Source organism: Janthinobacterium pasteuri (assembly GCF_051380775.1).
Classification (GTDB): Bacteria; Pseudomonadota; Gammaproteobacteria; order Burkholderiales; family Burkholderiaceae_D; genus Janthinobacterium.
The window spans coordinates 19,705-40,904 of sequence record NZ_JBNYXS010000034.1 but is presented as its reverse complement, the minus strand read 5'-3'; the positions used below and the strand labels follow the sequence as shown (position 1 = coordinate 40,904).

19 protein-coding genes are annotated in these 21,200 nt (G+C 62.4%); 9 read left to right on the top strand and 10 right to left on the bottom strand.

The window, feature by feature from the left end:
• Positions 1–12: 12 nt before the first annotated feature.
• Together ACQ4WN_RS24295 and ACQ4WN_RS24290 are read right to left on the bottom strand one after the other, a co-directional pair.
• Positions 13–939 carry an STM4015 family protein gene (locus ACQ4WN_RS24295; protein ID WP_436553826.1) on the bottom strand — a complete coding sequence of 309 codons (927 nt, stop codon included), beginning with the start codon at positions 937–939 and terminating at the stop codon, positions 13–15.
• Positions 940–1,182: 243 nt separating this feature from the next.
• Complete coding sequence (locus ACQ4WN_RS24290) at positions 1,183–1,758, bottom strand: helix-turn-helix domain-containing protein (RefSeq protein WP_230538158.1); 576 nt, start codon at positions 1,756–1,758, stop codon at positions 1,183–1,185.
• Between the two features lie 205 nt (positions 1,759–1,963).
• On the opposite strand from ACQ4WN_RS24290, the gene kbl reads away from it, so the two are divergent.
• Genes kbl through ACQ4WN_RS24275 form a run of 3 tightly spaced genes read left to right on the top strand, consistent with a single transcriptional unit; the run spans position 1,964 to position 5,635 of the window.
• Complete coding sequence (gene kbl / locus ACQ4WN_RS24285; protein WP_436553825.1) at positions 1,964–3,190, top strand: glycine C-acetyltransferase; 1,227 nt, start codon at positions 1,964–1,966, stop codon at positions 3,188–3,190.
• Between the two features lie 20 nt (positions 3,191–3,210).
• Positions 3,211–4,176 (top strand): NAD-dependent epimerase/dehydratase family protein, encoded by a 966-nt coding sequence (locus tag ACQ4WN_RS24280; RefSeq protein WP_436553824.1) that lies wholly within the window; start codon positions 3,211–3,213, stop codon positions 4,174–4,176.
• 46 nt (positions 4,177–4,222) lie between these two features.
• Complete coding sequence (locus tag ACQ4WN_RS24275) at positions 4,223–5,635, top strand: L-serine ammonia-lyase (RefSeq protein ID WP_436553823.1); 1,413 nt, start codon at positions 4,223–4,225, stop codon at positions 5,633–5,635.
• Between the two features lie 73 nt (positions 5,636–5,708).
• Here ACQ4WN_RS24275 and ACQ4WN_RS24270 read toward each other — a convergent pair whose 3' ends face one another.
• Positions 5,709–6,449, bottom strand: coding sequence for an AAA family ATPase (locus ACQ4WN_RS24270; protein WP_436553822.1), 741 nt, complete (start codon positions 6,447–6,449; stop codon positions 5,709–5,711).
• A 287-nt stretch (positions 6,450–6,736) separates the two neighbouring features.
• On the opposite strand from ACQ4WN_RS24270, the gene thrC reads away from it, so the two are divergent.
• Genes thrC through moaD form a run of 3 tightly spaced genes read left to right on the top strand, consistent with a single transcriptional unit; the run spans position 6,737 to position 9,724 of the window.
• Positions 6,737–8,218, top strand: a complete 1,482-nt coding sequence (gene thrC / locus ACQ4WN_RS24265; protein WP_436553821.1) for a threonine synthase — start codon at positions 6,737–6,739, stop codon at positions 8,216–8,218.
• 14 nt (positions 8,219–8,232) lie between these two features.
• Positions 8,233–9,459, top strand: coding sequence for a molybdopterin molybdotransferase MoeA (locus tag ACQ4WN_RS24260; RefSeq protein ID WP_436553820.1), 1,227 nt, complete (start codon positions 8,233–8,235; stop codon positions 9,457–9,459).
• 10 nt (positions 9,460–9,469) lie between these two features.
• Positions 9,470–9,724, top strand: coding sequence for a molybdopterin converting factor subunit 1 (gene moaD, locus ACQ4WN_RS24255; protein WP_436553819.1), 255 nt, complete (start codon positions 9,470–9,472; stop codon positions 9,722–9,724).
• A gap of 48 nt (positions 9,725–9,772) precedes the next feature.
• Here the strand turns inward: moaD and ACQ4WN_RS24250 are convergent, their stop codons facing one another.
• Positions 9,773–10,015: a hypothetical protein gene (locus ACQ4WN_RS24250; RefSeq protein ID WP_436553818.1), complete on the bottom strand. Its 243-nt coding sequence runs from the start codon at positions 10,013–10,015 to the stop codon at positions 9,773–9,775.
• Between the two features lie 155 nt (positions 10,016–10,170).
• Here ACQ4WN_RS24250 and ACQ4WN_RS24245 point away from each other — a divergent pair, with 155 nt between their 5' ends.
• Positions 10,171–11,430 carry a TIGR03862 family flavoprotein gene (locus tag ACQ4WN_RS24245; protein WP_436553817.1) on the top strand — a complete coding sequence of 420 codons (1,260 nt, stop codon included), beginning with the start codon at positions 10,171–10,173 and terminating at the stop codon, positions 11,428–11,430.
• Here the strand turns inward: ACQ4WN_RS24245 and ACQ4WN_RS24240 are convergent.
• The 6 genes from ACQ4WN_RS24240 to hpnC all read right to left on the bottom strand — a co-directional run bounded on the left by ACQ4WN_RS24240 (position 11,407) and on the right by hpnC (position 16,459).
• Positions 11,407–12,213 (bottom strand): head GIN domain-containing protein, encoded by an 807-nt coding sequence (locus tag ACQ4WN_RS24240; RefSeq protein ID WP_436553816.1) that lies wholly within the window; start codon positions 12,211–12,213, stop codon positions 11,407–11,409. The genes ACQ4WN_RS24245 and ACQ4WN_RS24240 overlap by 24 nt on opposite strands.
• A 10-nt stretch (positions 12,214–12,223) precedes the next feature.
• Entirely contained in the window at positions 12,224–13,015 is a 792-nt protein-coding gene (locus tag ACQ4WN_RS24235; protein ID WP_436553815.1) for a DUF1700 domain-containing protein, read from the bottom strand.
• A gap of 24 nt (positions 13,016–13,039) precedes the next feature.
• Entirely contained in the window at positions 13,040–13,195 is a 156-nt protein-coding gene (locus ACQ4WN_RS24230; protein ID WP_436553814.1) for a hypothetical protein, read from the bottom strand.
• A gap of 130 nt (positions 13,196–13,325) precedes the next feature.
• Positions 13,326–14,705 (bottom strand): hydroxysqualene dehydroxylase HpnE, encoded by a 1,380-nt coding sequence (gene hpnE / locus ACQ4WN_RS24225; RefSeq protein WP_436553813.1) that lies wholly within the window; start codon positions 14,703–14,705, stop codon positions 13,326–13,328.
• The gene (gene hpnD / locus ACQ4WN_RS24220) at positions 14,698–15,531 is read right to left on the bottom strand and encodes a presqualene diphosphate synthase HpnD (RefSeq protein ID WP_436553834.1); all 834 of its coding nucleotides are present in this window, start codon (positions 15,529–15,531) and stop codon (positions 14,698–14,700) included. The genes hpnE and hpnD overlap by 8 nt, the downstream gene beginning before the upstream one ends.
• Positions 15,532–15,577: 46 nt before the next feature.
• Positions 15,578–16,459, bottom strand: coding sequence for a squalene synthase HpnC (hpnC, locus tag ACQ4WN_RS24215; protein WP_436553812.1), 882 nt, complete (start codon positions 16,457–16,459; stop codon positions 15,578–15,580).
• Positions 16,460–16,752: 293 nt separating this feature from the next.
• Between hpnC and ACQ4WN_RS24210 the strand changes: the two genes are divergently transcribed.
• Positions 16,753–17,907 carry an efflux RND transporter periplasmic adaptor subunit gene (locus ACQ4WN_RS24210; protein WP_436553811.1) on the top strand — a complete coding sequence of 385 codons (1,155 nt, stop codon included), beginning with the start codon at positions 16,753–16,755 and terminating at the stop codon, positions 17,905–17,907.
• Positions 17,904–21,002 carry an efflux RND transporter permease subunit gene (locus ACQ4WN_RS24205; RefSeq protein ID WP_436553810.1) on the top strand — a complete coding sequence of 1,033 codons (3,099 nt, stop codon included), beginning with the start codon at positions 17,904–17,906 and terminating at the stop codon, positions 21,000–21,002. The genes ACQ4WN_RS24210 and ACQ4WN_RS24205 overlap by 4 nt, the downstream gene beginning before the upstream one ends.
• Positions 21,003–21,200: the final 198 nt, after the last annotated feature.

Here is a 21,200-nt window from a genome sequence, read left to right as displayed (position 1 = left end):
AGGCAACTCCGCTTATTCGCCCACGGCCACGTAGCGGTAGCTTTCGCCGTCGTCTTCGTCCTCTTCCTGCGGGTCGTCCAGTACCACCTCGAAGGGCAGCTCCTTCAGCTTGGCCTGGTTTTCCGCGGAAATGTAATGGTGCGACAGGTCCAGGCGCTTCAACATGCCCAGCTGCGTGTGATTGAGCACGGCCACGGCCCCCAGTTCGCCGATGGTGCCCAGCGACAGGTCGAGGGTGTCGAGCTGCGCCACCAGCGGTTCTTCCGCCAGCCACACGGCCAGGTCGTCGGCGATTTCCGCGTCGCGCAAGCCCAGGTAGCGCAGGGTCGGCACAGTCAGCTGCGCCAGCACCTTGCGGTACAGCGCCACGTCGCCGGAAAAGCCATAGTCGTCCGTGCCCAGCCACAGTTCCAGGTGTTCCAGCTGCGGCATGCTCGATTGCGCCAGCGCCTCGGCGATCTTTTGATCGAGGCCGCCCGCTTCGATGGTGAACCGACGCAGGTTCTGGTGTGCGAACGGTTCGATGACGAGTTCATTGCCGCCGCGGATGCGCAATTCCAGCAACTGCGGGAAGGCGTCCAGCAGGGGCTTGTAGCTGCCTTGCACGATCCACGAGATTTCGCATTCCTCGTACGTCATGTCGCCAATGAACAGGGCGCGCAAATTGGGCAGCTGCGGCGCGTGGGCGATCAGCGCGGCGATCACTTCGTCGGCGCCCGATTCGTACGGGTCGCCCCACATGCCGAGGATCAGCGCTTCAAGTGTGTTCCTGTCGGCCTTGGCGAGGAAGCCGCCAATCAGCTCCTCCATCTTGCGCTCGTCATCGTATTCGAGCGACAAACGGTAGACGATGTCGGGCGCGGCGTCGAACGGCAGGTCCGGATCGTACTGGACGACTTTCTTGTTGTGGAAGGTGGTGGTGCTGTCGGAAATGGTCATCGCGGGGCTCCGTAAAAACAGTGGATGCCTGGATGCCGCGCGCGGTGTGGCGGAGCTGGGACGAGCCAGGAGGTGCCGCGACGCTCTGCGAAGACATCCAGGCCTGGAAATCTTGTCTATTCTAAAATCTTAGCATGATGGAAGGGGCTTATTGCGCACTGGAGAATGCAGTGCCTGACTTGAACCCCACTGCCGCTGGGGTCGTACCCTGAGGGTACGACCCCAGTTCTTGCCCTTGGGCTATTACCTGTGGATGACCACGAGTAAAGCCTTGCCTTCGGTCTTGCCCAGGTTGCGGATGATATGTGGCTGGTCCGCCGGATAGCGCGCCGTGCCACCATTCTTGACCTTTTTCTTTGCCGTACCTACTTCCAGCTCCAGGTTGCCGTGGATGACAGTCAAATGCTCGGTGGTGCCGGGATCGTGCGGCTGCGACGCCAGTTCGCCGCCCGGCGCCAGGGTCACTTCATACCATTCGTATTTGCCCGCCAGTTCCATCGGCCCCAGGATGCGCAGCACGTAGCCCGCATGGTCGCCGGGCAGGGTGGGGGTTTCGTGGGCATCCGTGATGCGGATGGTTTCCACGGCCTTTTCTGCGCTGGAGAGCAACTCACCGATCTGCACGCCCAGGGCGTTGGCAAGGCGCCACGTGATGGCGATGGTGGGATTGGCTTTTTCGCGCTCGATTTGCGACAGCATGGACTTCGAAACGCCTGCGATGCGCGATAAATCCTCCAGTGTCAGGCCGCGCGCCAGGCGCAGCCGTTGCAGGGTGGCACCCACTTCAGGGGGAGAATTGGTCGAAACGCTGGTTTTCATCGGCAGGTGGCTTGCAAAGTTCAAAAGGCTTGGGTAATATCCACTATATTGAATTTCAGTTCGAAATAGTGGATTTTGAGGAAAAACACGGAAACGTGTAGACTTCAAACAGCGCTTCACGGTACAGCATACTGCGCGCACCGGTCAAGCGGCTGCTTTTCACCTATGGCGGCAGAGACCACCCATACGACACACAAGGATCATCATGAGCGAGCAAGCGAAGAACACCTTTTTCAGCGGTCTGCAACAGAATCTCGATCAACTGCGCCAGCAGGGCTTGTACAAGCCCGAGCGCGTGATCGCCTCGCGCCAGGGCGCTGAAGTGGTGTGCGACGATGGCCGTACCCTGATCAATATGTGTGCGAATAACTACCTGGGCCTGTCCGGCGACCTGCAGACGCAGGAAGCGTCGATTGCCGCCACGCAAAAATACGGCTACGGCCTGTCGTCCGTGCGCTTCATTTGCGGCACGCAAACCGTGCACAAGGAACTGGAACAGGCGATTTCCGCTTTTCTGGGGACCGAGGACACGATTTTGTACGCGGCCGCATTCGACGCCAACGGCGGCGTGTTCGAGCCACTGTTCGATGAAAACGACGCCATCATCTCGGACGCGCTGAACCACGCCTCCATCATCGATGGCATCCGCCTGTGCAAGGCTGGCCGCTACCGCTATGCGCACAATGACATGGCGGACCTGGAAGTGCAGCTGCAAGCGGCGATTGCCGCCGGCAAGCGCCATAAAGTCATCGTCACGGACGGCGTATTCTCGATGGATGGCACGATTGCGCAGCTCGACAAGATCTGCGACCTGGCCGACAAGTATGGCGCGCTGGTGATGATCGACGAATGCCACGCCTCCGGTTTCATGGGCGCGACGGGCCGCGGCACGCACGAACATCACAATGTGATGGGCCGCATCGACATCATCACGGGCACCCTGGGCAAGGCCCTGGGCGGCGCCATGGGCGGCTTTACCTCGGCGCGCAAGGAAGTCATCGACACGCTGCGCCAGAAATCGCGCCCGTACCTGTTCTCGAATACCCTGGCGCCATCGATCGCCGGCGCTTCGCTGTCGGTGCTCGAACGCCTGGCCAAGTCGACGGAACTGCGCGACCGCCTGCATGAAAACACGGCGTTCTTCCGCAGCGAAATCGAACGCATCGGCTTTACCATCAAGCCAGGCACGCATCCGGTGGTTCCCGTGATGCTGTTCGACGCTCCCGTGGCGCAACAATTCGCCGCCCGCCTGTATGAACTGGGCGTGCTGGTGACGGGCTTCTTCTACCCTGTCGTGCCGATGGGCCAGGCGCGCGTGCGCGTGCAGCTGTCGGCCGCCCACACGCGTGAACAGCTGGTGCAAGTGCTGGCCGCCTTCGAGCAGGCCGGCAAGGAACTCGGTCTGCTGACCACTACCACTACTACTAACTAATAAGAATTCAGGAAAATAGCATGGAACGCATCTTAGTCATTGGCGCAAACGGCCAAATCGGTAGTGAGTTGGTGGGCGCGCTGGCGCAGCAGCACGGCGCGGACAACGTCATCGCCAGCGACATCGGCACGAACAACCTGTACCAGGCCAAGCGCTACGCGCAGCTGAACGTGCTGGACAAGGACGGCCTGGCGAAAATCATCGCCGACGAAGGCATCACCCAGGTGTACCAGCTGGCGGCCATGCTGTCGGCCACGGGCGAGGCGGCGCCATTGAAGGCGTGGAGCCTGAACATGGACGGCTTGCTCAATACCCTGGAACTGGCGCGCGAACGGGGCGAGGCAGGCAAGCCATTGCGCATCTTCTGGCCATCGTCGATCGCCGCCTTCGGCCCGAACACGCCGCAAGTGAACACGCCGCAAATGACGGTGATGGACCCGACGTCGATGTACGGCATCAGCAAGCTGGCCGGCGAGCGCCTGTGCGAGTACTACTTCAACAAGTATGGCGTGGACGTGCGCAGCATTCGCTACCCGGGCATCATCAGCTACAAATCGCCTCCGGGCGGCGGCACCACCGATTACGCCATCGCCATCTTCCATGCGGCCTTGCGCGGCGAGCGCTATGACTGCTTCCTCGATGCGACGACCACCTTGCCGATGATTTACATGCCCGATGCGATCCGCGCCACCATCGAACTGATGGACGCTCCCGCTACATCGATCAAGATCCGTTCTTCGTACAACGTGGCCGGCGTGTCGTTCAACCCGGAGCAGCTGGCCAAAGCCATCGTACACATGGTGCCGGACTTCAAGATCAGCTACAAGCCGGACAGCCGCCAGGCCATCGCCGACAGCTGGCCGCAAAGCCTGGACGACAGCAAGGCCAGCGCCGACTGGGGCTGGAAAGCGCAGATCGGCGTCGAGCAGATGGTCACCGACATGCTGGCCAATGTCGACGTGGGCCATGCCGCCAAGGCAGCCTGAAGCACGCCCGCGCATTTAAAAACATACTAAGATAAAGAGACACTACATGGATATGAGCGTATTTGACCTGTTCAAGATCGGCATCGGGCCGTCGAGTTCCCATACGGTGGGGCCGATGGCGGCGGCGCGGCGTTTTCTGGTCGAATACGGTCCGCTGGACCAGGTAGTGGGCGTCGAGGCGGCCCTGTATGGCTCGCTGGCGCTGACGGGCGTGGGCCATGCCACGGACAAGGCCGTCATTCTGGGCTTGATGGGTGAAACGCCGCAAGACGTGGCGCCCGATGCCGTCGACAGCAAGCTGGCCGCCATCGAGGAGGCTGGTGAAATCGCGCTGCTGGGCACGCATGTCGTGCCGTTTACGGCGGCCACGGGCTTGATCTGGCACAAGAGCGAATCCCTGCCCGAGCACCCGAACGGCATGCGCTTTACCTTGAAACTGGCGGACGGCAGCCGGGTCGACAAGGTGTATTACTCGATCGGCGGCGGGTTTATCCGCGAAGCCGGAGAAGCTCAAACCTCGGCGCAGGCCGAGGCGGCGGTGGAGTCGGCCGCCAGCGCGCGGGTCGTCTTCCCCTTCGACACCATGGAGCAGTTGCTGGCGCATGGTGTGGAAAGCGGCCTGTCGATCCCGGAAATGCTGCGCGCCAACGAATGCGTCAAGCGCAGCGACGCCGAATTGAACGAAGGCCTGGACCGCATCTGGCATGTCATGCGCGACTGCATCGCGCACGGCCTGGAAACGACGGGCAACCTGCCGGGCGGCTTGAACGTGAAGCGCCGCGCCGCGAAATTATGGCGTCTGGCGCAGGAGGCGAAGGCGTCGGACAACCGCGCCAACGACTTGCCGCACGACGCCGTGCACCTGGTGAGCCTGTACGCGATGGCCGTCAACGAAGAAAACGCGGCCGGCGGGCGCGTGGTGACGGCGCCGACCAACGGCGCCGCCGGCATCATCCCGGCCGTGCTGCGCTACTACGCGCAGGATTGCCGCCCCAGCGACCCCGTGGGCGGCGTGCGCCGCTTCATGCTGACGGCAGCCGCCATCGGCATGCTGTGCAAGCGCAATGCGTCGATCTCGGGCGCCGAAGTGGGTTGCCAGGGCGAAGTGGGCGTGGCTTGCGCCATGGCGGCGGCCGGCCTGGTGGCGGCCCTGGGCGGCACAAATGAACAGATCGAGAACGCCGCCGAAATCGGCATCGAGCACCACCTGGGCATGACCTGCGATCCTATCGGCGGCCTGGTGCAGATCCCGTGCATCGAGCGCAATGGCATGGGCGCCGTGAAAGCGATTACGGCCGCCTCGCTGGCGCTGAAGGGCGACGGCACGCATTTCGTCAGCCTCGACGAAGTCATCGAAACCATGCGCCAGACGGGCGCGGACATGCAGGACAAGTACAAGGAAACGTCCTTGGGCGGGTTGGCCGTGCACGTGATCACCGTCAACCACGCCGCTTGCTAAGTGCCGGGGTCAGACCCGCCGGGACTCGGCGTCCCCGTCTGACTCCAGATTTCCGCTGCGTCTTATTGCACCCTCACTCCTCCTCAAACAACTGTTCCAGCCTTCTCGGGTAGTTATTCAGGAAATCGCGCGTCACGGCGTAGTGTTCCGTGTCTTCATATGCCACTTCGTGGATGCCGCCGCCCGTAAAGCTGAGGATTTTCGCGTTTGGGTAGGCCAGCAGGATGGGTGAGTGGGTGGCGATGATCAGCTGCGAGTCGTCCTGCACCAGCTGGTGGATTACCGACAGGGCCGCCATCTGCCGGCTGGGCGACAGGGCTGCCTCGGGTTCATCCAGCAGATACAGTCCCTTGCCCCGCAGCTTGTTGATCAGGGTCGCCATGAACGCTTCGCCGTGCGATTGCGCGTGCAGCGACTTGCCGCCGTAGCTACCCAGGTATTCGGGCATGTCGTCCATGTAGGTGGCGACGTTGAAAAAGCTCTCGGCGCGCAAAAAATAACTGTCGTCGGGCTTCTTGTAGCTCTTGCTCAGACGCAAATATGCGTGCAAGCCCGATTCCTCGTCCGATGGCAGGGCGATGCGCACATTGCGCGTGCCGCCATCCTTGCCGAAACCCAATCCCACGGCCAGCGCTTCGAGCATGGTCGACTTGCCGCTGCCATTCTCGCCCACGAAAAACGTCACGTCGCGGTGGAAGTCCATGTGCACGAAGTCGCGGATGGCGGGGATGCTGAACGGATAGTGATCCAGGTCGACGACGGCGTCGGTGCGCAGCGTGGCGCTTTGCAGATACGGTTTTTTACTCAGCGACATGGCCTGTTCCATGAATGGCCGCAATTCGGCCGACAAACATCAGTGTGGCGCAAATCAGGCGCGCACGCCAGTATGGGGACGCATCTTTACGAGGGGCGTTGATCTCGTCATAGAAAATTTCCAAAGTGCAATGGTTTTAGCTTTGCCGGACGCTGCTGTTTGACAACAGGCGCGACGACCAGGACGGTGGCGTACGCATGCGATTCGCCTTGGGGAGCGGCTGGCACTATAATATCCGCTGCCATTCATGATTAACCGCACTCAGCTCAACTGGACTCTTCAAATCTATGCATTACGTGTCTACCCGCGCTGATAAAGCGCCATTGAATCTGCAGCAATTCTCCGACATCCTTCTGGGCGGCCTGGCCCCCGATGGCGGACTGTATCTCCCTGAACACTACCCGCAAGTCACTGGTGCCGAGCTCAACGCCTGGCGCACATTGTCGTATGCCGACCTGGCATTCGAAATCCTGAAGAAGTTCGCCACCGATATCCCGGCCGCGGACCTGAAGGCATTGACGGCGAAAACCTATACCAAGGCAGTCTACAAGAACGCCCGCGCCGGCGAAAACGCGGCCGACATCACGCCGCTGCGCGTGCTCGAAGAAAACGTCGTCAAGGGCGGCCAGACCACCCTGATGCTGCAGGCACTGTCGAACGGCCCGACCCTGGCCTTCAAGGACATGGCGATGCAGCTATTGGGCAACCTGTTCGAATTCACCCTGGCCAAGACGGGCGCCGAACTCAATATCTTCGGTGCCACGTCGGGCGACACGGGCAGCGCGGCCGAATACGCGATGCGCGGCAAGAAGGGCATCCGCGTCTTCATGTTGTCGCCACACAAAAAAATGAGCGCCTTCCAGACGGCGCAGATGTTCAGCCTGCAAGACCCGAACATTGTTAACATCGCCGTACAAGGCGTGTTCGACGATTGCCAGGATATGGTGAAGGCCGTGTCGAACGATTTGCCGTTCAAGGCGCAACAGAAAATCGGCACCGTCAATTCCATCAATTGGGCGCGCGTCGTGGCGCAAGTCGTGTACTACTTCCGCGGCTACCTGGCGGCCACCACCAGCAATGAGCAAAAAGTGTCGTTCACGGTGCCGTCGGGCAACTTCGGCAATATCTGCGCCGGCCATATCGCCCGCATGATGGGGCTGCCGATCTCGAAACTGGTGGCGGCGACGAATGAAAACGACGTGCTCGACGAATTCTTCCGCACGGGCGTGTACCGTGTGCGCAAGTCGGCCGAAACCTACCATACCAGCAGCCCATCGATGGATATCTCGAAAGCGTCGAATTTCGAGCGCTTCGTCTACGACCTGGTGGGCCGCGACAGCGAGCGCGTGCGCGCGCTGTTTACCAAAGTGGAAACGCACGGCGGTTTTGACTTGTCCGGCAAGCCTGGCAGCGATGGCGATGAGTTCAAGCTGGTGGCAAAATATGGCTTCAAGTCGGGCAAGTCCACGCACCAGGACCGCCTCGACACCATCCGCGACGTGGCCGACGACTACGGCATCACCATCGACACGCACACGGCCGACGGCATCAAGGTGGCGCGCGAGCACCTGGAGCCGAACGTGCCGATGATCGTGCTGGAAACGGCGCTGGCGGCCAAGTTCAACGAAACCATCCTCGAAGCGCTGGGCGTGGACGCTGAGCGCCCGGCCGGTTTCGAAAACATCGAAGACTTGCCGCAAAAGTTCGTCGTGATGGATGCCGACGTGGCAAAGATGAAAGCGTACATCGCCACAAATACGGGCTTGTGATGAGCGGGCCTGTGATGAGCGATCCGACTGCGCCACGCAAACCCATGCTGTCGGTGGCCGAGGCGCAAGCGTTCATGCTGGGCGCGGCGCGCCCCGTGACCGAAGTGGAGCTGGTCGACACCATGCGCGCCAATGGCCGCGTGCTGGCGGCCGCCCAGACGTCGACCCTGAACGTGCCCGAGCGCGACAACACGCAGATGGATGGCTATTGCGTGCGCGCGCGCGATTGCGCCAGCGGCGCGGCCAGCTTGCCCGTGTCGCAGCGCATCGCGGCCGGCCACTTGGGCCAGCCCCTGCAGCCGGGGACGGCGGCGCGCATCTTTACCGGTGCGTTGCTGCCGGATGGCGCCGATTGCGTGGTGATGCAGGAGCAGTGCACGGCGGCCGACGGCATGGTAACGGTCAATCACGTGCCGCATGCGGGCGAGTGGGTGCGCCGCCAGGGCGAGGATATCCGCGCCGGTGGCGAGATCCTTGGCGCTGGCCGGCGCCTGCGCAGCCAGGAAATGGGCCTGGCCGCCTCGGTGGGCCTGGCGCAATTACCCGTGCTGCGCAAGCTGCGCGTCGCCGTCTTCTTTACGGGCGACGAACTGGCCATGCCCGGTGAACCTTTGGCGCCGGGCGCCGTCTACAACTCGAACCGTTTTACCCTGCGCGGTCTGTTGGAAAACCTCGGCTGCGACATCACGGACCTGGGCATCGTGCCCGACAGCCTGGTGGCCACGCGCGCCGTGCTGCGTCAGGCGGCCCAGGGCAATGATTTGATCATCACCTCGGGCGGCGTGTCCGTGGGAGAGGAAGACCATATCAAGCCTGCCGTGGAAGCGGAAGGGCGGCTCAATATGTGGCAGATCGCCGTCAAACCGGGCAAACCGCTGGCGTTTGGCGAAGTGCAGGATGCGTTCTTTGTCGGCTTGCCCGGCAATCCCGTGTCGAGTTTTGTCACGTTCCTGCTGTTCGTGCGCCCCTTCATCCTGCGCCTGCAAGGCGTGGCGGGCAATCTGGCGCCGCGCAGCTACAGGCTGCCGGCCGCGTTTGAACGCCAGAAGGCGGACAAGCGCAACGAGTTTTTGCGCGCCAAGGTCAATGACGACGGCGAGCTGGAACTGTTCGCTAACCAGAGTTCGGGCGTGCTGACGTCCACCGTGTGGGGTGACGGCTTGATCGATTGCCCGCCGGGGCTGTCGATTGCGCGCGGCGACATGCTGCGTTTTATCCCGTTTAACGAATTGCTGTACTAAGGAAGTATCGATGAAGATCAATCTGCGTTTTTTTGCCAGCGTGCGTGAGTTGGTGGGCACGGGCCAGGAAGTACTGGAAGTGGCCGCGCCGCTGACGGTGGGCGAGGTGAGAAATCTCCTGATCGCCCGCGGCGGCAACTGGGAATACGCGCTGGCGCAGGGCCGCGCGCTGCGCATGGCGCATAATCAGGTGATGTGCGATGCTGGCACCGTGATTGCGGACGGCGATGAAGTGGCATTCTTCCCGCCCGTGACGGGCGGCTGATCGGGCTTGCCCAAATGAAACGGCCACTTCATCGAAGTGGCCGTTTTTTCATGAAGACTTGGTTTTAGGCTTGCTGGCCGTGGTATCGCTGCAGGTGGCGCAGTCGATGGCTTTCTTGCGTCGCCAGTATTTCGAGCCGATGAAGATGGCCGAGGCCACCAGTGCCCAGGCCAGGGCGCCCAGCAAGCTGGCCTTGCTCACGTTGCCTTTGCTGTAATCGACCACCGTCAGGATCATGAATAAAATCGAACTGGCCAGCAAATAGCGGGAAATCCAGAATCCTGCACCCATGTGTTTCTCCTCTTGTCGTCTCATTGTCTCATGAAGTCAAAGTACTGATCGCTACAGCATGTCCGCGCAGTATGCATCATTTTTCGGCATTATTGCCATCCCCAGGCCTTATCTCGACTAAAATGCCGGGGTTTTCAGCGTCTTCCCAGCTTGCCATGACCAATTCCAGCTCCCCTCCGTTTCACATCGCCGTCATCGGCGGCGGCCCCGCCGGCCTGATGGCCGCCCAGGCGGCCGCCGACCAGGGGGCGCAGGTGGAATTGTTCGACGCCATGCCCTCCGTCGGCCGCAAATTCCTGCTGGCCGGACGCGGCGGCATGAATATCACGCACGCGGAAGGCTACCAGGCCTTTGTCTCGCGCTACGCCAGGCAGGCCAACCGCCTGAAACCGGCGCTGGACCAGTTCGGCCCGCAGAAGGTGCGCGACTGGGTGCACGGCCTGGGCGTGGACACCTTCGTTGGTTCCTCGAACCGCGTCTTTCCGACCGATATGAAGGCCGCGCCTTTGCTGCGCGCCTGGCTGCACCGCTTGCGCGAAGCGGGCGTGCAATTTCACATGCGCCACCGCTGGACGGGCTGGCAAGACGGCCAGCTGGCCTTTGCCACGCCGGACGGCGAACGCCTGCGCTCCTTCGACGCCGTCATCCTGGCGCTGGGCGGCGGCAGCTGGGCGCGCCTCGGTTCCGATGGCGCCTGGGTGCCGTTGCTGCAAGGGCAGGGCGTCGCCGTGGCAGCACTGGCGCCGGCCAATTGCGGCTTCGACGTGGACTGGAGCGCGCATTTCAGCAGCCGTTACGCGGGCGAACACCTGGCCACGGTGGCCATCACGGCGCATGACATCGATGGCTTGACGGTCAAGCGCCAGGGGCAGTGCGTGATCACGGCGGGCGGTGTGGAAGGCGGCCTGATTTATGCGCTGTCGGCGGCACTGCGCGAGCAGATCGCGCTGGAGGGCCACACCACCATCTGGCTGGACCTGGCGCCCGACTACAGTCATGAACGGGTATTCGAGGAAGTCACGCGCCCGCGCGGTGCACGTTCCATGTCCAGCCATTTGCAAAGCCGGCTGGGTATCAAGGGCGTGAAATCGGGCTTGCTGCGCGAATGCCTGAGCGCGGCCGACTTTGCCGATGAAGCCAGGCTGGCGGCCGCCATCAAGCTGCTGCCCGTCCGACTTGTGCGTCCGCGCCCCATCGATGAAGCCATCAGCAGCGCCGGCGGCGTGGCTTTCGACGGCATCGACGGCTGCATGCTGCGCGCCATGCCGGGCGTGTTCGTGGCCGGTGAAATGCTGGACTGGGAAGCGCCCACGGGCGGCTACCTGCTGACGGCCTGCCTGGCGCAAGGCAAGGCGGCCGGCGAGCAGGCGGTCAGTTGGCTGGAAGGGACGTTAATGCCAGATAATATCGCCTGATCCGCTTTTCTGCGCATCGCGCTGGCGCGGGTTGCCGTGGACGTTGATGTCGCCACTGCCGCGCAAGGTGAGGTTGGCGGCGTCGCGCACGAAAACGGTACTCTGGCCCGAGCCTTGCAGGCTGACGCTGGCCTTGTCGGCCGCCAGGTGCTCGGCATCGATATCGCCTGAGCCGCTCAGGTCGGCGCGCAGGAATTTCGTGTTGCCGCTGGCGGCAATGCGCCCCGAACCCACCATTTCGAGCACCACGCTGTCGCTGTTGCCGCCGTTGATGTCGAGGTCGCCACTGCCGTTGACGGTGGCCGACACCTGCTTGTAGCGTCCCGTGAAGCTGACGTCGCCCGAACCCGTCAATTCCAGGATGAAACTGTCGCCGGAAAATCCCGTGATCTTGCTGTCGCCATTGCCGTGCACTTCCACGCGCACGAGCGATGGCAGCACCAGTTCCACCTGTAGCGGCTGGCGATGGTGGAAGAGCATGCCTTTCGGGCCGATATGCAGGGTCGTGCCATCGGCGGTGGTCGCGACGTTTGACAGCAAACGCTGCTCGCCGCTCACCTTCATCGATGGCGTGGCGCCGCGGCGCAGCACCAGGTCGATGGGGCCGGCCAGGTCGATGCTGTTGATATCGGCGGAAATCGCGCGCGTTTCGCTGCGCACGGCGCGGCCGGCAGCGCTGCTGGGATTGCTGATTCCCTTGGCGCGCAGCGCCGCATACGACATGGCGATCAGGACCAGTGCCAGCAGGAGCATGGACAGGCCAACTTTGAGCAAGCGTTTCATGGCAGCCTTTCTAGTGACCTTTGAGCAGGGAGACATTCATGGCGATGTAGCGCTTGATGCCGATCAAGGTATAGCGCGTGACCACCAGACTGAGCAGGAATATGGCGATGCCGCCGAGCAGCATGCCCACGCCGAAGACGGTTTGCGTGGTGCGCGCATCGCGGTCCATGTCGGTGGAGATGCGGATGCCGCCACCGGCCAGCGCTTCGGCCCGCTCCATCATGCGCGATGAAACGCCCGGCCCCTGGGGTTCGGCCGGTTCACGCTGCGAGGGACCTGGCAGGTGATCGACTTCGATGCCCGTGTCGCCGATGGTAATGCGCGTCTCGCGCCGCTCGCCGCCTTCGCCGCCGTCATCGTCATGGATGAAGGCATGGCGCAGCGGACCATCGAGCACCAGTTCGTTGGCACCGGACAGGCCGCTGGCCGTGATGGCGATGCCGGCCAGGTAAAAGCTCAGGCCGACGGCATACAGGGTGGCCAGCAGGGCCGCGTAGACGGCGGCAGGCACGACCATGAACAGGTTAAAGATGGCCAGGCCCAGTAGCGAGACGAGCAGGCGCAGCAGGTTGACGGGGGTTTTCTTGTGTTCAAAAGCCTGGCGGTGGGTACTGCTGCGCAAGGTCAGGGCGATTTTTTTTGGGTCGCCCAGGTCGTCGGCGATCTCATGCTCGCTGCGGCCGGCCGCCGCCCCTTCGATGAAGGTTTGTTCGTAATAATCGAGGGTCTTGGCCACCAGGTCCGGTGGCAAGCCTGCCAGCGCGTGCCGCAGCGCATCGAGATAATCTTGCTTGTTCATCATATTCTTCCTGTTCCTGCGCGCCGCTTAGCCCACTGCCGGCAGCAGCATGCTTGCCTGGCTCAGCAGCAATGGCGATTGTGGCGCTTGCTGACCGTGCATGACGATCAGGGTGGCCAGCGCCACACAAGCCAGTAGCGCCACGGCTTTCAAGCTGTTTTTCAAGTGCAAGGTGGTGTGCATGGTATTCCCCGTGGCATGGCCGTTGTCGATGATCAGACTGTACCCAGGCGCATGCAGGCGCACCAGTGCGGTGCGACAGAATGCAATTTCGCGGGGGCGAGCGACACCAGGGCAGGATGCACCGTCAAGTCTACTTTGCCATCTTGCCCGCGGTGACGGCCCTTGCCGCCGCCACGCCGCTGCGCACGGCCGCCTCGATGGTGGCCGGATAGTCTTGCGTCCGGTCCTCATTGGCCGTGTAGTCGCCGGCCAACAGCAAGCCCGGCACGCCGCTGGCGTTGCCGGGGCGCGCCAGGTCCGGCGTGCAGGCAAAGGTGGCGCGCTTTTCCGTGATCAGCTGGGTCCACACGGGCTGCGCCAGGTCCGGGCGTTGCAACACCTGTGCCAACTGGGCGGCAATGGCTTGCGCCAGCGGCGCGTGGCCTTGCTCGGCGGCAGGGCCGGACGCGCTGATGACGACGGCCAGCAAGCCCGCCTGGCTGGCGTCGAGCTGGCCCCGGTCGAAGACGAACTGGCCCCAGTGCTGCTGCTGTGGTGCATCGGCGAGCGCGTACAACGGCAAGTCCAGGCGCACCGAGGCGTCGTATTGCAGGTAGCAGGTGCTGATGGCTTCCGGCGTGAAAGCTTGCACTCGATCAATAGCATCGTCCAGACGTGCGTCGTGCAAACCTTGCAACAGGTTGGCGGCCTGCACGGACGAGGTGGCGACGATCACGCCATCAAAGCTTTCCCCGTCATCGACGCCGTCATCGAGTCTCCAGCGGCCATCGGGCATGGCCCGCAAGGCGGCGACCTTGGCGCCCGTGCGCACTGCGCCGCCATGCTGGACCAGGTAGCGGGCGGCCGCCTCGGGAAACAGGGCACTCAGATTCGCTTTCGGAATCAGCATGTCGGAGGCGCGGCGGCGCGATGCCCCCAGGCTGTCCCGCAGCACGTTGATGAAGACGCGGGCAGAGGCCCGCTCGGGCGGGGTATTCAGTGCGGCCAGGCACAGCGGGTGCCACATCAGCCGGTTCAGGCGGTCCGTCTGGTCGAAGCGCTGCAGCAATTCGCTGACCGTGCAATCGTTGTACAACTGCCAGCCCATCGTCCGCATGGCGGTGGAAAAGCGCATCAGGGCCAGCTTGTCGGCGCGCTGCAAACCTTTGGCGCGCAGCAGGGCCCATGCCAGGTGCAGCGGCGCGGGCAGGCGCGGCGCGATGAAATCCATGCCATCGGAACCGACCGGATAGCGCATTTGCAGGGGCAGGGTGAGGATCAGTTCTGCAGGGTCTTGCCCCGACAGCTTGATCAGGCGCAAGGTTTCCGTGTACGCGCCCAGCAAGATGTGCTGGCCGTTGTCGAGCACGGTGTTTTCTCTCTCGACCCGGCGCGCGCGGCCGCCCAGGGTACGCGCCGCTTCGTAGACGGTAACGGCATGGCCGGCGCGCGCCAGTTCCATGGCCGCCGCGCAGCCAGCCCAGCCAGCGCCGATGACGGCGTAGCGCTGCTTCACGCTACGCTCAGCCACGAACCCAGGTCTTCCAGGCCAGCCACAGTTTGCGGATCGGCGTGAGCGAAATGCGCTGTTTCAGCACGTGGTAGCCGTCGCGCTCGACTTCATTGAGCAAGGTGCGGTAGATGGCGGCCATGATCAGGCCCGGACGCTGGGCGCGGCGGTCCTCGGCTGGCAGGAGCGCAAACGCTTCGTCATACGCCTGTTGTGCGCGCGCCACCTGGAAGCGCATGAGGTTTTCAAAGTTTTCGCTGTGACGCGCGTTCAGCAGGTCGGCCGCCGTCACATTGAATTGCTGCAACTCGCTGATCGGCAGGTAGATGCGCCCCTTGCGCGCATCTTCGCCCACATCGCGGATGATGTTGGTCAGCTGGAAGGCGTGGCCCAGTTTTTCCGCGTACAGCAGGGTTTCCGGGCGGGTCGCGCCAAAGATGCTGGCCGACAAGATACCCACGACGCTGGCCACATGCCAGCAATACCGGCTCATGGCCTGGTAATCGAGGTAGCGGGTCTGGTTCAAGTCCATTTCCATGCCGTCGATGATGGCCTGCAAATGCTTTTCTTCCAGTTGATAGATGGCCAGGTGCGGCTGCAGCGCGCGCATCACGGGATGCGTGGGGTTGCCCTCGTACATGGCCTTGACTTCCTTGCGCCACCAGACCAGCTTGGTGCGTGCCACGGCTTCGTCCGTGCATTCGTCGACCGTGTCATCGACTTCGCGGCAGAAAGCGTACAGGGCCGTGATGGCCTTGCGCCGTTCGGCAGGCAGGAACAGGAAGCTGTAGTAGAAGCTGGAGCCGCTCTGGGCGGCCTTTTGTTGGCAGTATTCGTCGGGAGACATAGTCAAAAGAGCAAGGGTTGCAGATCGAAGCCGCTATTCTATCGTCTTACAGAGTGGGCGACGGGGGAAAAGCCGTTTTTACTTGTGTCTCTTGATGCAGGCTTTTGCGCGACATGCGCAGGGCGCGCCAGAAAATGATCAGCCAGTCGCGTTTCTCCAGCTTGGGTCGGCGCCGGAACACGTCGTAATTGACGGCTTCGATGGCTTCGAGGATGCGCAAGCCCCCTTGCACCACCAGACGCAGTTCCCAGCCGATGCGCCCGCGCAAACGCAGGGCCAGCGGCGCGCCGGACAGCATCAGGGCGCGCGCGCGGGCCACTTCAAAGCGCATCAGGGCGCTCCACTTGCCGTGCCCCTCGGGCCGCTCGAAGGCGGCGGCGGAGACGGCAAAGCGGCTCAAGTCTTCCATCGGCAGGTAGATGCGCTCTTTTTGCTGGTCGATGGCAACGTCTTGCAAAAAATTAATTAGTTGCAATGCTGAACATATCGCATCGGAATCGCGTACATTCTGTTCATCGGCCGCACCGTACAGGTGCAGCATCAGCAGTCCCACGGGGTTGGCGGAACGGGCGCAGTAATCGAGCAGGTCGTCGTAGGTGGCGTAGCGCGTCGTTCGCACATCCTGCTTGAAGGCCGACAACAAATCGTAAAACGGTTTCAGCGGCAACTGGAATCTGGCGATGACGGCGGCCAGGCGTTCGAACATGGCGGCATTCTCGCCGGCATGGCCTTCGTGGCGGGCTATGCGGCCCAGCGCCTCTTCATAGGCGCGCAGGGCGGCCAGGCGTTCGGCCGGCGTGGCGTCACCTTCGTCGGCCAGGTCGTCGGCGCTGCGGGCGAAGGCATAGATGGCTTCGACGGCTGGCACCAGGCGGCGCGGCAGCAGGAAGGATGCAACAGGAAAATTTTCGTAATGGTCTACAGGCATTGAACACGCTTCTTTAGTCTTGCAGTTTTTGTCCGGCACCCTGCCAGCGCAGGAGGATTGCTGAACGTTGTATGTCTCAAGATTAATGACGCAAAAGTCACTAAAAGCTTTTACGCACGATTATAATTAATAACCAGAAAGTCATTAGGGGAAGACACTCCCTGTCATGATCAAGCTGATATTGTCACAAATTTAAGGATATCGCGTGCGAAAAAGTTTGGCTAGCATCGCATAGCAAGCGAAAAGTTTCTTCACGTAAAAATCTAACAGCCCGCATAGTAAAGGAAAATACCTTGTTTGCCCTGAAAACCCTGCGCCGCGAGACCGGCGCACCCGCACTGCCCGCCCTGCGCCTGATCGCCGGCGCCGCCCTGGCGCTGACCCTGGCGGCCTGTTCCAAGCCTGCCGTCAAAGTGGACGACGTGCGCCCCGTGCGCGCGATGGTGCTCTCTAGCAGTAATGTTGACGTGAGTGCCGAGCTGGCGGGCGAGGTCGTGCCCCGCGTGGTATCGCAGCTGGGTTTCCGCGTGGGCGGCAAGATTGTCGCGCGCAAGGTCGAGGTGGGCGCCAGCGTGAAGAAAGGGCAAGTGCTGATGCAGCTCGATCCGGTCGACTTGCAACTGTCGCAGGCGCAGGCCAAGGCCTCGCTGGTCAGCGCGGAAACGAACCGCGACCTGGCGCGCGCCGAACTGAAGCGCTATCAGGATTTGCGCGAGAAAAATTTCGTCAGCCAGGCTGTGCTTGATGGCAAGGATGCCACTTACAAGGCGGCGCAGGCGAATGTGGAAGCGGCCCAGGCCTTGTACCGGGGCCAGGCGAACCAGTCCGGTTATGCCAGCTTGCTGGCCGACGTCGATGGCGTCGTCACGCGCATCGAGACCGAAGTGGGGCAGGTGGTGGTGCCTGGCACGCCCGTGGTGCAAGTGGCCAGGAGCGGCGAGAAGGAAGTCGTGATCGGCATTCCCGAAGACAAGGTGGACACCTTGCGCGGCGTCAAGGATGTGATGGTGCGCCTGTGGGCCGACCCGAAGCAGGGCTTGCCGGGCAAGATACGTGTCGTGTCTCCCGTGGCCGATGCCGCCACCCGCACCTACCTGGCCAGGGTCAGCATCCCGGACGCGCCGCAAGCGCGCCTGGGCATGACGGCCGTGGTGCAGTTTGCCTCGCAGACGGCCACGCCGCAGATCAAGGTGCCGTTGACGGCCCTGTTCAATGAAAAATCGCAAAGCTCCGTGTGGGTGGTGGAAAACGGTGCCGTGAAGCTGGTGCCGGTGACGGTGGGTGGCGTGGCGGGCAATGAGTTGCTGCTGACCTCGGGCGTGAAAGCGGGCCAGACGGTGGTCACGGCTGGCGTCAACCTGCTCAAGCCTGGCCAGAAAGTGTCTATCCTTGGCGCCGAACTGGCCAGCAAGCCTGCCGCCGCAGCCAGCATGGGGGCCGTCAAATGAAGGGCGGCTTCAATCTGTCGCGCTGGGCCCTCGAACACATCCCGCTGACGCGCTACCTGATGGCCGTGCTGCTGATCGGCGGCATGCTCAGCTATGCCAGCCTGGGCCAGGATGAAGATCCCCCGTTTACCTTCCGCGCCATGGTCTTGCAAGCGTACTGGCCCGGCGCCACAGCGCTGCAGATGGCCGAGCAGGTGACGGACAAGCTGGAAAAGAAGCTGCAGGAAACGCCCTACATCAATGAAATCACCAGTTATTCGAAGCCTGGTGAGACATTGATCTTGCTGGAATTGCGCGAATCGGCGCCACCCAAGGAAACGGCCGCCGCCTGGTACCAGGTGCGCAAGAAGATCGGCGACATCAAGGGCACCTTGCCGGCCGGCGTGGTGGGCCCGTTCTTCAATGACGAGTTCGGCGACACCTATGGCTCCATCTTCGCCCTGTCCGGCGACGGTTTCACCTACGCGGAAATGAAGGATTACGCGGACAAGGTGCGCCAGGAGCTGCTGGCCGTGGGGCAGGTGTCGAAGGTGGAGCTGTTCGGCGTGCAAGACGAAAAGATTAATATCATCTTTTCGCACAAGAAATTTGCCCAACTGGGCATTCCTTTTGACGCCATCGTGCAGCAATTGTCCGAACAAAACAGCATCAACGCCACCGGCGTGCTGGTGACGCCGACGGACAATCTGCAAGTGCGCGTGACGGGCGCCATGGTGACCGTCAAGGACCTGGAAAACCTGGAGCTGCGCGCCAACGGCACGACCTTCCGGCTCGGCGACTTTGCCACCGTGAAACGCGAATTCGTCGATCCGCCCAAGGACAAGATGCGTTTCAATGGCAAGGAAGTGATTGGCCTGGGCGTGTCGATGGAAAAGGGCGGCAACATCATCGACATGGGCAAGGCCTTGCAAACGACGGTGACGCGCATGAAGAGCGAATTGCCGGTCGGCATAGAGTTGCAGCGCGTGTCGAACCAGCCGGAAGCCGTCTCCGCTTCCGTGGGTGAATTCGTGCATACCCTGGTCGAAGCCATTTTGATCGTGCTGGCCGTCAGCTTTGTTGCGCTGGGCTTGCACACGAAACCGCTGCGCATCGACGTGCGGCCCGGCCTGGTGGTGGCGCTGACCATCCCCCTGGTGCTGGCCGTCACCTTCCTCTTCATGCGCCTGCTCGACATCGACTTGCACAAGATTTCCCTGGGCGCTCTGATCATCGCGCTGGGCTTGCTGGTCGATGACGCCATCATTGCCGTCGAGATGATGGTGCGCAAGATGGAAGAGGGCATGTCCCGCTTCGACGCGGCCACGTTCGCCTACACGTCGACGGCCATGCCCATGCTGACGGGCACGCTGATCACGGTGGCGGGTTTCTTGCCCATCGGCCTGGCCAAGTCGGCCGCCGGCGAATACACGTTCTCCTTGTTCTCCGTCAATGCGCTGGCCCTGATTATTTCCTGGGTGGTGGCTGTCGTCTTTACGCCCTACATCGGCTACGTCTTGCTGAAAGTGAAACCGCACGCGCATAACGACCATGAATTGTTCGATACGCCGAACTTCCGCCGCTTCCGCCGCGCCGTCACCTGGTGCGTGGAATGGCGCAAGACGACGATCGTCGCCACGCTGGCCATCTTTGCGCTGGGCATTTATGGCTTTAACTTTATCGAGAAGCAATTCTTCCCCGATTCCAGCCGTCCGGAACTGATGGTGGAGCTGTGGTCGCCCGAGGGCACGACCTTTGCCGCGAATGAAAAGCAGGTGAAGAAATTCGAGGCGTTCGTCAGCAAGCTCGACGGCGTGGATAGCGTGACCAGCTACGTGGGCACGGGCAGTCCCCGTTTCTACCTGCCGCTGGACCAGATCTTCCCGCAGACCAATGTGTCGCAAGTAGTGGTCTTGCCGAAGAGCCTCGCGGACCGCGAACGCTTGCGCCAGCAAATCGTCGATGTCTTCAAGAAGGATTTCCCGGAAGTGCGGGGCAGGGTAAAACTGTTGCCGAACGGACCACCGGTGCCGTATCCCGTGCAATTTCGCGTCACGGGGCCGGAAGTGGCGGGCGTGCGCGCCATCGCCGACCAGGTCAAGGACATCCTGCGCGCCAATCCGAACACCCTGGGCGTCAATGACAACTGGAATGAATCGGTGAAAGTGCTGCGCCTGGACCTGGACCAGGACAAGATGCGCGCGCTGGGCGTCACTTCGAAGACGGTGATGCAGGCGGCCAATACGATTCTGTCTGGCACCGTCATCGGCCAGTTCCGTGAAGACAATAAGCTGATCGATATCCAGGTGCGCCAGCCTTTGGTCGAGCGGGCAACGATTTCCGTGCTGAATGACACGAATATTCCGACGGCAACGGGCAAGTCCGTGCCTATCTCGCAGCTGGCCCGCGCGCATTTCGTGTGGGAGCCGGGCGTGGTCTGGCGCGACAAGCGCGAATGGGCCATTACCGTGCAATCGGACGTGGTCGACGGCATCCAGGGTGCCACCGTGTCGACGCAGCTGGCGCCGCAGCTCGATGCCTTGCGGGCCAGGATGCCGAACGGCTACCGCATCACGGTGAAGGGCGTGGCGGCCAACAGCGGCGAGGCGGAAGCGTCGATCGCGGCCAACTTGCCGCTGGCCATCTTCATCATCTTCACCTTGCTGATGCTGCAGTTGCACAGTTTCTCGCGCTCCCTGCTGGTGTTCCTGACGGGGCCCTTGGGCGTGGCGGGCGCCGCGTTTGCCTTGCTGCTGCTGCATCGTCCGCTGGGTTTCGTGGCCAACCTGGGCGTGATCGCACTGTTCGGCATGATCATTCGCAACTCGGTGATCCTCGTCGACCAGATCGAGCAAGACATCAAGGATGGCTCGGCACCTTGGGATGCCATCATCGACTCGGCCGTGCGCCGCTGCCGTCCCATCGTGCTGACGGCCGCGGCTGCCGCGCTGGCCATGATTCCTTTGTCGCGTTCCGTGTTCTGGGGGCCGATGGCGGTCGCCATCATGGGCGGCCTGATCCTTGCGACGGCTTTGACCCTGCTGTTCCTGCCGGCCCTGTATGCGGCCTGGTTCCGGGTCAAGAAGCCGGAGCCGCTGGACAAGATTGGGAGCTAGGGAAGTAAACGCTCCACTCTGGCGATGATCCCGCTGTCGCGCTCCATGTTCTGGGGCGGATCACCCAGGGCGGTCGCCATCATGGGCGGCCTGATCCTGGCGACGGCTTTGACCCTGCTGTTCCTGCCGGCCCTGTATGCGGCCTGGTTCCGGGTCAAGAAGCCGGAGCCGGTGACCGCAAAAGAAGGCTAGGAGCCA